The 12,045-nt window shown below is 70.6% G+C and carries 11 protein-coding genes; 2 read left to right on the forward strand and 9 right to left on the reverse strand.

Translation table 11 applies throughout. The features are described from left to right. Positions 1-10 precede the first annotated feature (10 nt). The 5 genes from purQ to purC are packed head-to-tail and all read right to left on the reverse strand — an operon-like array spanning position 11 to position 3,056. Complete coding sequence (purQ, locus tag PHZ_RS05535; RefSeq protein ID WP_012521573.1) at positions 11-676, reverse strand: phosphoribosylformylglycinamidine synthase subunit PurQ; 666 nt, start codon at positions 674-676, stop codon at positions 11-13. A 43-nt stretch (positions 677-719) separates the two neighbouring features. Continuing rightward, complete coding sequence (locus tag PHZ_RS05540; protein ID WP_041373251.1) at positions 720-1,091, reverse strand: hypothetical protein; 372 nt, start codon at positions 1,089-1,091, stop codon at positions 720-722. Beyond that, a complete protein-coding gene (locus PHZ_RS21505) occupies positions 1,088-2,065 on the reverse strand; it encodes a hypothetical protein (RefSeq protein WP_012521574.1) in 978 nt (325 codons plus the stop codon). The genes PHZ_RS05540 and PHZ_RS21505 overlap by 4 nt, the downstream gene beginning before the upstream one ends. Further along, complete coding sequence (gene purS / locus PHZ_RS05550) at positions 2,062-2,301, reverse strand: phosphoribosylformylglycinamidine synthase subunit PurS (protein ID WP_012521575.1); 240 nt, start codon at positions 2,299-2,301, stop codon at positions 2,062-2,064. The genes PHZ_RS21505 and purS overlap by 4 nt, the downstream gene beginning before the upstream one ends. Next, entirely contained in the window at positions 2,301-3,056 is a 756-nt protein-coding gene (gene purC, locus PHZ_RS05555; protein WP_012521576.1) for a phosphoribosylaminoimidazolesuccinocarboxamide synthase, read from the reverse strand. The genes purS and purC overlap by 1 nt, the downstream gene beginning before the upstream one ends. A 236-nt stretch (positions 3,057-3,292) precedes the next feature. Here purC and PHZ_RS05560 point away from each other — a divergent pair, with 236 nt between their 5' ends. Next, positions 3,293-3,610, forward strand: coding sequence for a DUF1476 domain-containing protein (locus tag PHZ_RS05560; RefSeq protein WP_012521577.1), 318 nt, complete (start codon positions 3,293-3,295; stop codon positions 3,608-3,610). A 68-nt stretch (positions 3,611-3,678) separates the two neighbouring features. Here the strand turns inward: PHZ_RS05560 and PHZ_RS05565 are convergent, their stop codons facing one another. From PHZ_RS05565 to PHZ_RS05580, 4 genes are all read right to left on the reverse strand, one after another. Further along, positions 3,679-5,097, reverse strand: a complete 1,419-nt coding sequence (locus tag PHZ_RS05565) for a coniferyl aldehyde dehydrogenase (RefSeq protein ID WP_012521578.1) — start codon at positions 5,095-5,097, stop codon at positions 3,679-3,681. 37 nt (positions 5,098-5,134) lie between these two features. Further along, entirely contained in the window at positions 5,135-6,457 is a 1,323-nt protein-coding gene (gene purB / locus PHZ_RS05570) for an adenylosuccinate lyase (RefSeq protein ID WP_012521579.1), read from the reverse strand. A gap of 31 nt (positions 6,458-6,488) precedes the next feature. Next, positions 6,489-8,036, reverse strand: a complete 1,548-nt coding sequence (locus PHZ_RS05575) for a spinster family MFS transporter (protein WP_012521580.1) — start codon at positions 8,034-8,036, stop codon at positions 6,489-6,491. Positions 8,037-8,158: 122 nt separating this feature from the next. Next, on the reverse strand, positions 8,159-10,495 hold the full coding sequence (locus tag PHZ_RS05580) for an Ig-like domain-containing protein (RefSeq protein ID WP_049758147.1): 2,337 nt from the start codon (positions 10,493-10,495) through the stop codon (positions 8,159-8,161). Positions 10,496-10,854: 359 nt separating this feature from the next. Between PHZ_RS05580 and PHZ_RS05585 the strand changes: the two genes are divergently transcribed. Then, positions 10,855-11,883, forward strand: a complete 1,029-nt coding sequence (locus PHZ_RS05585; protein ID WP_012521582.1) for an IS110 family RNA-guided transposase — start codon at positions 10,855-10,857, stop codon at positions 11,881-11,883. The last annotated feature ends 162 nt before the right edge of the window (positions 11,884-12,045 follow it).

Genomic DNA, 12,045 nt, shown 5'->3' on the forward strand with positions numbered 1-12,045 from the left:
AGCGCGGCCGTCAGGCGCTGGCGAGGGCGCTCTGGAAGAGGATGGCGCCGTCCGCCGACCCGAGCTCGGCCTCGAACGCTCGGTCGGGGTGGGGCATCATGCCCAGCACGTTGCCGCGCGCGTTGACGATGCCGGCGATGTCGCGCGCCGAGCCGTTGGGATTGTCGGCGTAGCGGAACACCACCTGGCCCTCGCCCTCCAGCCGGTCCAGCGTGGCCTCGTCGGCGAAGAAGTTGCCCTCGCCGTTGCCCACGGTCATCACGGCCTGGCGGCGGCCCTGGTAGCCGGCGGTGAAGCGGGTCTGGGAATTGACCACCTCCAGCTCCACCGGCTTGCAGACGTACTTGAGCTTCTCGTTGCGCAGCAGGGCGCCGGGCAGCAGGCCCGCCTCGCACAGGACCTGGAAGCCGTTGCAGATGCCCACGGTGGCGACGCCACGTTCGGCCGCGGCCTTCACCTCGGGCATGATCGGCGAGAGCGCCGCCATGGCGCCGCAGCGCAGGTAGTCGCCGTACGAGAACCCGCCCGGCAGGACGATCAGGTCCACGCCCGAGGGAAGCTCGGTCTCCCCGTGCCAGACCATGTCGACCCGGGCGCCCGTGGCGCGCTCGATGGCGACCTTGCAGTCCCGGTCGCAGTTGGAGCCGGGGAAGACGATGACGGCGGCTTTGGTCATGGGCGTCTCAGGTGGTCGAGCCGGGCCTCTACGTCAAGCGCGCTCATTTGCGCCGCCAGGTCTTGAGGCCGTCGAGATAGGCGTGGAGCTCGTCGTAGCCGGCCTTGTCGCCGTAGGGACAGCCGGTGGTGATCACATCGCCCCCCTTGGCCTCCTGCATCATGATCGCCGGGTGGCCGGGCGCGCCCGGCTCGGTGACGAGGTACGACGTGCGGCCGTCGGGGCTGGAGTAGAACCGGTAGGGTTCGGCGGGGTCCTTGGGTGCGGCGGTGAGCGGCTGGGCGGTGACCCGGGCCTTCAGGGTCTCGAACGGCTGGCCGCAGTCGAGGGCGATGTAGGCCGGCGGGGCCTCGTCTTCGCCCGGGGCGCAGCCGACGAGCGCGAGCACGAGCAGCGCCGCGCCGGCGCGGATCATCGGACGGCCTCCTGCGCCGGCAGGTAGTCCAGGTGTTCCAGGAAGCGTTCGACCTTGTCGCGGAACGAGGCCACGGGGATCTCCCGGTCGTCGAGGCAGAGCGTGCGCCCGCCCCAGCATTCCATCGCGGCGGACGGGTCCTTGGCGCCCGGATCGGCGGCGTCGATCAGCGGCCAGGCTTCGGAAAGGCGGCCGAGCCGGGCCATCGTCGCGGCATAGGCCAGGCAGGAGCCCGGCTCCCGGCGCTCGGCGCAGAGGGCGCCGGCGCTGGGCGCATCGGCCTCGAAGGCGGGGCGATAACGCGGCGCCGCCGAGACGTCGACGAGCTTGCCGCCGACCAGCTCCCAGACCTGGGGCGGGACGGCGCTGAAGGCGTAGGCGGCGAAGGCGTAGAGAAACCGCTGGTCGCCGCCGAGCAGCTCGAGCCGGCCGTCGCCGTCGACGTCTTTCGGCGTCGGCATGCCCGCGCCGTCGAACTGCCCGAGATCGTGGACGATCCACTGCGCGCCTCGCGAGGTCTCCTGGCGCTCGACCAGCTGGTAGGCGAAGCAGCAGTGGGCCCCGTAGGTGTAGGTTCGCACCAGGAGCTGCTGTCCCTCGGACTGGCGATCCAGCGCCGCCGCCGTGAACTCGGCCTGCGCCGTGGTCATCGAGCCGCCCGAGCCCGGCAGGTTCAGGGGCGCGCCCTTGCCGTCGGAAATGGCGAGGTGGGGCCGAAGGCCGGCCTCGGATGCCTGCTTGGTGAGCGTCACCGTGAACGGTCCGGCCTGGTAGGAGCGTGGGCCGCCGTCCTTGTCGGCCCGCCATTCGATCCAGGCGGGCGGCCGCGCGGGCGTGGCCGGGGCCTGCGACGCGGTGGCGGTGTTCGGCGCGGCCGGGTCGGGGCCCAGCGGCTTGGCGCGCTCGCAGGCGGAGAGCGCGAAGGCGAGCGCGATGGGGGCGGCCGCGATCAGGGCGGCCGCGCGGGGCTTCACGCCACCTCCACCCGGTAGCTCTCGATCACCGTGTTGGCGAGGAGCTTCTCGCACATGGCCTTGACCTCGGCCTCGGCGGCGGCGCGGTCGGCGCCGGGCAGGTCGAACTCGATGGTCTTGCCGACTCGGACGTGCTCGACGCCGCCCCAGCCCAGGCCATGCAGCGCCTGCTCGACCGCCTTGCCCTGCACGTCGAGGACGCCGGGCTTCAGGAAAACGTGGACCTTCGCCTTCACTAGTGGAGTCCCCCCTGAATCACGGTGGGCATCTCCTTCATGATGCCGAGCCGCCTGGCAACCTCGGTGTAGCTCTCGATGACATTGCCCAGGTCGCGGCGGAAACGGTCCTTGTCGAGCTTCTCGTTGGTCTGGGAGTCCCACAGCCGGCAGCTGTCGGGGCTGATCTCGTCGGCCAGGATGATCCGCGAGAAGTCGTTCTCCCAGATGCGGCCGAACTCGATCTTGAAGTCCACCAGGGTGATCCCGACGCCCGAGAACAGGCCAGTGAGGAAGTCGTTCACCCGCAGGGTGAGCGCCATCATGTCGTCGATCTCCTGGGTCGAGGCCCAGTTGAAGGCGGTGATGTGCTCCTCGGCGACCATCGGGTCGTGGAGCTTGTCGTCCTTCAGGTAGAACTCGATGATCGAGCGGGGAAGGGCCTGGCCCTCGGGCAGGCCGAAGCGCTTGGACAGTGAGCCGGCGGCCACGTTGCGGCACACCACCTCCAGCGGGATGATCTCGACTTCCCGGATCAGCTGCTCGCGCAGGTTCAGGCGCTTGATGAAGTGGTTCTGAACCCCGATCGAGTTCAGCTTCGTCATGATGTATTCGCTGATGCGATTGTTGATAACGCCCTTGCCCTCGAGCACGGCCTTCTTCGTCGCGTCGAATGCGGTGGTGTCGTCCTTGAAGTACTGAATGAGCGTGCCGGGCTCCGGACCTTCGTAGAGGATCTTGGCCTTGCCCTCGTAGATCTTCTTACGGCGGGTCATCTAACAGCCTTCTCCATGGCGAGGGTTGGCGCCGGTCGGTGAAACGAAAAACGCGCGCGGCTGATTCCTCGCGCGCGGGGTCCGACTCGGGGTTCTCGCCCTATTCAGGCCCGCCAAAATTAGCGGATGCCGCATCGGGGCGCAAACAGGCTGGTGAGGGCGCCTGTTTCGATTGCGGCGCCGGCCCGCAAGCGATATGGGAACGCCCGCTTCGTGATGCTGACCCCAAGGACGTGATGACCACCTTCGACGAACGCGAGCAGGGCTTCGAGAAGAAGTTCGCCCTCGACCAGGAGCAGGAGTTCAAAGCCCACGCGCGTCGCAACAAGGCGCTGGGGCAATGGGCGGCCGGGCTCATGGGCCTGTCGAACGTCGAGGAATACGCCAAGGCGGTGGTGAAGTCGGACTTCGAGCTGCCCGGCGACGAGGACGTGCTGCGCAAGGTCTTCGAGGACCTGAAGGGCGCGGGCGTCTCGATCACCGAGGGCGAGGTCCGCATGAAGATGGCCGAGCTGCTGGCCCAGGCGCGCGAGAGCGTGAAGTCCGGCAACTAGCAGCGCCGCACATCGCGGAATCAGAAAGGGCGCGCCGGAAGGCGCGCCCTTTTGCTTTTCCGGAAGGGTCAGGCCTTCATCTGGCCGTCGAGGTACTTGCGGATCGCCGGGCCGTAAGGCGGGCGCATGGCCTGCAGCGGGCCGATGTCCTTCTTGATCTGGGTGAAGATCGCCTTGCGGTGGCTGAACTCGCGGAAGCCGTCGAGGCCGTGGTAGCTGCCCATGCCCGAGGGGCCGATGCCGCCGAAGGGCAGCTCCTCCTGGGCGACGTGGAAGATCACGTCGTTGACGGTCACCCCGCCCGGCGTCGTCGAGGCCAGCACCTTCTCCCGTTCGGCGGCGTCGTCGCCGAAGTAGTAGAGGCCGAGGGGCCGGTCCTTGCCGTTCACGTAGCCGATCGCCTCGTCCAGGCTGCGGTAGCTCTTCACCGGCAGCACGGGGCCGAAGATCTCCTCCTGCATCACCTTCATGTCGTCGGTGGGCTCGAGGATCAGCGTGGGGGCGATCTTGCGGTGCTCCTGCTGGGTCAGGTCCTCGTTCTCGGGCTTCAGCTCGACCACGCGGGCGCCCTTGGCGCGGGCGTCCTCGACGTAGCCCATGATCCGCTCGTAGTGCCGCTGGGCGACGATGGAGGTGTAGTCGGGGTTGTCCTTGATGGTCGGGAACATCTTCGACACCGACTTGCGGGCGGCGTCGACGAAGCCCTCCATCTTGTCCGCCGGAGCCAGGACGTAGTCGGGCGCCAGGCAGATCTGGCCGGCGTTCAGGGTCTTGCCGTTCATGATCCGTGCGGCGGCGACCCCGAGGTCCGCCGACTGGCCCAGGATCACCGGGCTCTTGCCGCCCAGCTCCAGCGTCAGCGGCACCAGGTTCTCGGCCGCGGCCCGCATCACGTGACGGGCGATGTTCGTGGCGCCCGTGAAGATCAGGTGGTCGAAGGCCAGGCGCGAGAAGGCCTCGCCCACCTCGGGCCCGCCGGTGATCACGGCGATCTCCTCCTCCGAGAACGCCGAGCCGAACATGGTCTTCAGGAGCTCGGAGGTGGCGGGGGTGTACTCCGACGGCTTGATCATCGCCCGGTTGCCGGCGGCCAGGATGCCGGCGAGGGGGGCGAAGGTCAGGTTCACCGGGAAGTTCCAGGGGCTGATCACGCCGACCACGCCCTTGGGCTGGTAGCGGACCTCGGCCTTGGCGCCGAACAGGCCCAGGATCGCCGGGGTGGTCTTGCGCTTCTCGGGCCGCATCCACTTCCGCAGGTGGGCCTTGGCGTGCTTCAGCGGGCCGATCGAGCCCGAGACGTCGGTGAAGGCCGTGGCCTCGCGCGAGCGGGAGCCGAAGTCCTGATTGAGCGCGTCCTCGATCGCCGTCCGGTTCTCGATCAGGAGGCGGATGCAGCGGTCGATGCGGTTGATCCGCTCCTCCGCCGTCGGCGCGCCGTCCCGCAGGTGAGCGGCCTTCTGGCGCGCCAGGATGCCTTGCATGTCCATCGTCGTCCTCCCTCGATCCGAGGGAAGTGACGCTGGGTTACGCGGCGGCGGTCAAGCTCCCTTGTTCGCCGAACACCCGGGCGAAGACGGTGTCCACGTGCTTGAAGTGGTAGCCGAGGTCGAACAGCGGCTCGAGCTCGGCGTCCGACAGCGTGACCTCGGGGTCGGCCTTCAGGAAGCCCAGGAAGTCGCCCTCGCCGCGCCAGACCTTCATGGCGTTGCGCTGGACGGCCGCGTAGCTGGCCTCGCGGCTGAGCCCCTTCTGGGTCAGGGCCAGCAGCACCCGCTGGGAGTGCACCAGGCCGCCGAGGCGGTCGAGGTTCTTCGCCATGTTTTCGGGGTAGACCACCAGCCGCTCGACCACGCCGGCCAGCCGGCGCAGGGCGAAGTCGAGGTGGACCGTGGCGTCCGGGCAGATGCCGCGCTCGACCGACGAGTGCGAGATGTCCCGCTCGTGCCACAGCGCCACGTTCTCCATGGCCGGCGTCACGGCCGAGCGGACGAGGCGGGCCAGGCCGGTCAGGTTCTCGGTCAGGATCGGGTTGCGCTTGTGCGGCATGGCGCTCGAGCCCTTCTGGCCCGGGTCGAACGGCTCCTCGGCCTCCAGCACCTCGGTGCGCTGCAGGTGGCGGATCTCGACGGCCAGGCGCTCGATCGAGCTGGCCACCACGGCCAGGGCCGCGAAATAGGCCGCGTGCCGGTCGCGCGGGATCACCTGGGTCGAGACGGGCTCCACCGCCAGGCCCAGCTTGTCGGCGACATAGGCCTCGACCTCCGGGGCCACGTTGGCGAAGGTGCCGACCGCGCCCGAGATGGCGCAGGTGGCGATCTCGAACTTCGCCATGGCCAGCCGCTCCTTCGCGCGCTGGAACTCGGCGTAGTGGCCGGCGAGCTTCAGGCCGAAGGTGGTCGGCTCGGCGTGGATGCCGTGGCTGCGCCCGACGCAGGGGGTCATCCGGTGCTCCAGGGCCCGGCGCTTCAGCGCCGCCAGCACCAGGTCCACGTCCTCGAGCAGCAGGTCGGTCGCCCGCACCAGCTGCACCGCCAGGGTGGTGTCGTTGACGTCCGAGCTGGTCATGCCCTGGTGCAGGAAGCGGGCTTCCGGCCCCACCACCTCGGTCACGTGGGTGAGGAAGGCGATGACGTCGTGCTTCACCTCGCGCTCGATCTCGTCGATCCGGTCGGGGTTCCAGACCGCGTTGCGGCCCTTCTCCCAGATCACCCGCGCCGCCTCACGGGGGATGACGCCCAGCTCGGCCATCTTGTCGGCGGCGTGGGCCTCGATTTCGAACATGATCTTGAAGCGGGTCTGGGGCGCCCAGACGTCGGCGGCTTCCTTGCGGGTGTAGCGGGGGATCATGCCCCGGGAATGAGGGCGCGCCGGCCGGATGTCAAATCTGACCTTGCCGGGCGCGCGCTATGTCCCGCGGCAGGGTGATGGCGGCCAGCAGGTAGTGCAGCCCGGCCCAGGCGTAGATCAGCGTCGTGCCGACGACGCCGCCCTGGGTCCCCGCCGCCATCGCCGCCTTGCAGGCCGCATCGACGCCGGCCGCCGCGCCCGCGGGCCCGACGCCGCCCGGGCAGGCCGCCGTGAAGGCCCCTGCGCCGCCGCCGTCCGCCCACGCCCCCTGGGCCAGCACGTCGATCAGCCAGCCGGTGAACGGCGGGCCGAACCCCAGCGCGATCAGGTTGACCACGAACAGCAGCATCGCCACCGCCGTCGCCCGCATCCGCACGTCCATGGCGTTCTGCACCACCCCGAACGTGGGCCCCAGGTAGGTGTAGTGCAGCAGGCCCGCGGCCATCCACACCGCCACCGTCACCCGCCAGTCCGCGGCGGTGAACGCCACCAGGTACAGCGGCGTGGCGACCAGGAGCCCGATCGCCGGCACCAGGGCGTACCAGCGCGCGCTGCGCCGGCTGGCGAAGTCGGTCAGGAAGCCGCCCATCAGCGTGCCGGCCCCGTTCGCCACCCCCGACACCAGGCCCACGATCAGGCCCACGGTCGCCAGGTCCATGCCGAACTGGCGGATGAAGTAGGGCGGCACGAACGCGCCGGCCCCGTAGCCGGCGAAGCTGGCCAGGGTCATCCCCGCGCCCATGTGGAAGAGGCCCCACGAGCCGAACAGCCGCTTCGTCACCGCCAGGATCGAGGGCGGCTTCACCGCCTCCGCCTCCCCCGACGACAGCGGCGGGTTCGGCGCCCCGGCCTCCGAGGCCTCGCGTCCCAGCGCGCCGGGGCTCTCGGCGCTCTCGGCGCTCTCCGCCGCCGCCTGCTCGGCCAGCCGCCGGTCGGCCCAGCCCCTCGGCGGCTCCTTCACCACCAGCTTGATGGCGATGGCGATCAGCACGCCGGGCAGGCCCACCAGCATGAAGGCCGCCTGCCAGCTGACGTTCTGGGCGATCCAGCCGCCGGCGATGGCGCCGAACATGGTGCCGAACGGGATGCCCAGCGAGTAGATCGACAGGGCCGAGGCCCGCGCGCGCGGCTCGAAATAGTCGCTGATCAGGCTGTGCGCCGGCGGCGACAGCCCCGCCTCGCCCACGCCCACGCCCACGCGGAACAGCAGGAGCTGCAGGTAGCTGGTCGCCAGGCCGCACAGGGCCGTGAAGCCCGACCAGATCACGATGGCGATCGAGATGATGTTCACCCGGTTCCAGCGCTCGGCCAGGCGCGCGATCGGGATGCCGAGGGTGGTGTAGAGCAGGGCGAACGACAGCCCGCCCAGCCAGCCCAGCTGCTGGTCGGTGAGCTTCAGGTCCTCTTTGATCGCCTGGCCGATCGTCGAGATGATCGTCCGGTCGATGAAGTTGAAGGTGTAGGCCACCACCAGCAGCCACAGCACCGTGGACCTGTAGAACGGCGTGAAGTGGGGGGCGGCGACGGGAGCCCCGGGAGCCCCAGAAGCCCCGGGGGGCGCGGTCGTGGACGTGGCCATGGGCGTGCTGCTCCCCCGGTATGCGCCGCCCTCTGGGGCGGTCTGTGTCGGGCGGCAGGTTAGGCAGGTTCCGCAGCGGTGGGGAAGGGGGCTCGGCCGGCGCCGAAGCCCCCCGCCCGTGCTCAGACGATCCAGCCCTCGGGCAGGCTCGAGAGCTGCACGCCGACCAGCCGCACCTGGGCGCCGCCCTCGAGGTCGACCAGCGTGTCCGACCCGGCCTGACGCACGGTGTAGGCGGTTCCGGGGTCCAGGCGCAGGCGGTCGCCCTGGGCGGCGTCGAAATCGGCGATGACGTCGATCCCCGCCGCGCCGAAGCTGTGGAAGGTGTCGGCGCCGGCCCCGCCGAACAGGGTGTCGGCGCCCCGGTCGCCCGAGATGAAGTCGTCGCCGTCCCCGCCGAGGATCAGATCGTCGCCCTGGCCGCCGCGGACGACGTCGTCGCCGAGGTCGCCGAGGAGGGTGTCGGCCCCGAGGCCGCCCTGGACCACATCGGCGCCCTGGCCGCCGTGGAGGGTGTCGTCGCCGAGGTCGCCGAAGAGGACGTCGTCGCCGACGTTGCCGTGCAGGAAGTCCTCGCCCATGCCGCCGCGGACGGTGTCCAGGCCGGCGCCGGCCAGGACGGTGTCGGAGCCGGTCCCCCCGTGCAGGTAGTCGGTCCCGAAGCCGCCCACCACGGTGTCGGCGCCGCCGCCCGCGAGCACGATGGCGCCGCCCGACGTGGTGACGAGCGAGGCCACGTCGATCAGGTTGCCGGCGTCGCTGCCGTGGATCTCGCCGAAGCCGCCGGGAACGGACGGCTGGATCACGGTGACCGGCGGCGGGGCGGGGGGCGCGGGGTCGGGTTCCGGTTCGGGGGCGGGCGCGGTCGCGACCGTGTAGTTGGCCGAGGTGGCGGCGCCGACGCCGGGATTGCCGGCGCCGCCCTCCACCCCCGTGAGGTCCACGGTGATGACGTTGGTGGCGTCGGAGACGCCGGCGGCGGGCGTGAAGGTGGCCGTCCAGGTGATGTTGTCGGCGGTGGTCAGGTTCGAGAGCGCGCCGTTCGGGGCGGTGACGTCGGCGAGGGTGAAGCCGGTGACCGCCCGCGAGAAGGTGAAGGTGATCGTGGCCGTCTCGCCCGGACCGAGCGCGGCGTCGCTGAGGCCGACCGTCGCCGTCGGCGGCGACAGGGTGGCCACGGCGTAGGCGCCGGAGGAGACCGAGCCGGAGCCGGCGTTGCCGGCCGCATCGGCGACGCCGGTGTAGTCCAGGGTCAGGACGTTGGTCGCGTCGGAGACGCCCGCGGCGGGCGTCAGGGTGGCGGTCCAGGTGATCCCGCCGTCGCCGCTGGCGAGGTCGCTGAGCGCGCCGTTGGGGACGACGACGTCGTCGACCGTGAAGCCGCTCACCGCCTCGGTGAAGGTGAAGGTGACGGTCGCGGTGTCGCCGATCTCCAGCGCGGTGTCCGAGATGGCGATGCCGCTGGCCAGGGACGGGCGGATCGTGTCCACGGCGTAGGGGCCGGAGGAGACCGTGCCGGAGCCGGCGTTGCCGGCCCCGTCGACGAGGCCGGTGTAGTCCAGGGTCAGGACGTTGGCGGCGTCGGTCACGCCGGTCCCGGGCGTCAGGGTGGCGGTCCAGGTGATCCCGTCGCCGCTGGCGAGGTCGCTGAGCGCGCCGTTGGGGACGACGACGTCGTCGACCGTGAAGCCGCTCACCGCCTCGGTGAAGGTGAAGGTGACGGTCGCGGTGTCGCCGATCTTCAGCGCGGTGTCCGAGATGGCGATGCCGCTGGCCAGGGCGGGCCGCTGGGTGTCGACCGTCAGCGTCGGCGTGGCGCCCCCGGCGCCGAGGTTGCCGGCGGCGTCGGCGTAGCTGCCCGCCGTGACGGTGACGCTGGCCGCGCCCGTGAAGGCGGCGCTCGGCGTGAAGGTGGCGCTGTAGACCGTTCCCGAGCCGTCGAAGCCGCTGAGGGTCCCGCCCGAGACGGCGACGTCGGCGGCGGTGAAGCTCGCGCCCGGCGCCTCGCTGAAGGTGAAGGTGAGGGTGGTGGTCTGGCCCGCGGCGAGGGCGCCGGCGCCGGCGGTGATCGCGACGGTCGGCGCGGTGGTGTCGAGGACGATGGCCGCGGCGGCGCCCAGCGAGCCCGGCCCGCCCGGCGCCGGCAGGGCGAGGTCGGCGTCGTCGGCGCCGCCCGCGTCCTTGATCGAAGCGCCGCCCGGGAGCGTCAGGGCGCCGGTCGAGGCGTAGTCGAGGTCGGCCGCCGTGTCGCCCGCCTGGACGGTGTAGCTGAAGGTCAGGGCCGCGCCGCCGCCGCCCTCCACGTAGCTCGCCGAGCCGCCGCTCGAGAGCGCCAGGACCGGGGTTCCGGTCACGTCGACCGGCCGGTCGAAGGTCACCTCGATCAGGATGGTGTCGCCCGCCTTGTACGCGCCGTTCGGCGTGGCGGCGGAGACGGTGGTGACGTTGGGGATGGTCATGGACGCTTACTCGAACGCTACTGGGACGCGGACTGGGACGCGGACTGGGACTGGGGAGAGCGGGGGGCTGGGAGTGGGGCGGGGCGGCGAAGGGGCCGGCGCGGGCGGCAGGGGCGAGCGCCGTCGGGCGGGCCCTTTTAGTTCAGTTTCCGAACCGGTCGAGGTTGAAAGTGCGCGTCACTCGCAGGGTGGGGGCGGGGCGAGGGGCGCGGCGCCCGGCGGCCTCTTCCTGCGCCAAGGCGCCGGAACAAGAGAGACCGCAGTCTGCTGTGCGCCAGGAGCATGCGTAATCGGGCAGCCCTGCGAGGGGTGAGCTCCCAGTAGTGTCTCGGCGGAGCCGGGGCAGAAGGGAGACGAAGATGTTCTACGCTGCACTGGATGTGTCGCTGCGTTCGGTGGCGATCTGCATCATCGACGAGGCCGGCAAGGTCAGGCTGGAGCGCTCGGTCTCGTCCGAGCTGTCGGACCTGATCCGGTGCCTGCAGGAGTTTGGTTCGCCGATCCACCAGGTGGGCCTCGAAGCAGGAAATCTATCGCATCACCTGGCCGCAGGTCTGGCCGAGGCGGGGTACGACGTCATCTGCATGGAGGCTCGCCAGGTGAGCGCAGCGCTCTCGGCGATGCGCAATAAGACCGACCGGCACGACGCCCGCGGCATCGCCCAGATCCTCCGGTCCGGCTGGTACAGCCGGGTCCACGTGAAGAGCCAGGAGAGCCTGTACACGCGGGCCCTGCTCACGAGCCGCAAGGTGATGCAGCGCAAGTGCATCGACTTGGAGAACGAAATCCGGGGCGTCCTGAAGGTCTTCGGCGTCAAGCTGCCTATGCGGCTCTCGCGGGGAGCCTTCGATCGCGCGGTGCGGGACATCATCATCAATGACGCAGGACTAAGCCACGCGCTGCTGCCGATGCTCGAGGCGCGGCAGACACTCTTCGATACGTTCCTGCAGCTTGACCGGCGCGTTCGTCAGGCCGCCCACGAAGATGCGGTGTGCCGCCGCTTCATGGGTGTGCCGGGCGTCGGCGAGATCACTGCCGTCAGCTTCAAGGCGGCTGTTGACGACCCTTCCCGCTTTAAGAGCTCGCGCACTGTCGGCGCCCACTTCGGGCTGACGCCGAGGCGTTTCCAAAGCGGCGAGAAGGACAACCCGGGCCGCATCTCCCACGCTGGAGACGCCGACGTGCGGGCCGCCCTCTACGCGGCCGCGAACGCTATGCTCATGCGCTCCATCGCCTGGTCCAAGCTCAAGGCCTGGGGCATGCGCCTGATGAAGGCCAAAGGCCGCCGACGCGCCATCGTCGCCGTGGCCCGAAAACTCGCCGTCCTGCTCCACCGTATGTGGCTCGACGGCTCCGACTTCCGGCACGGATCGGAGGCTGCGGCATGACCTGACCAGACCTCAGATCCGACACTGGCCGGATCGTCCCACGCGGACGACGGGATGGATGAAGCCGAAAATGTCTGCTGCGCCTCAGAGCGCGCCCAAGAGCGAGGCTCTCCAGACCCTGATCCCATGCATGCGTGCAGCGGCTCCGCTCAACAGGAGCCA

Source organism: Phenylobacterium zucineum HLK1 (assembly GCF_000017265.1).
GTDB lineage: Bacteria > Pseudomonadota > Alphaproteobacteria > Caulobacterales > Caulobacteraceae > Phenylobacterium > Phenylobacterium zucineum.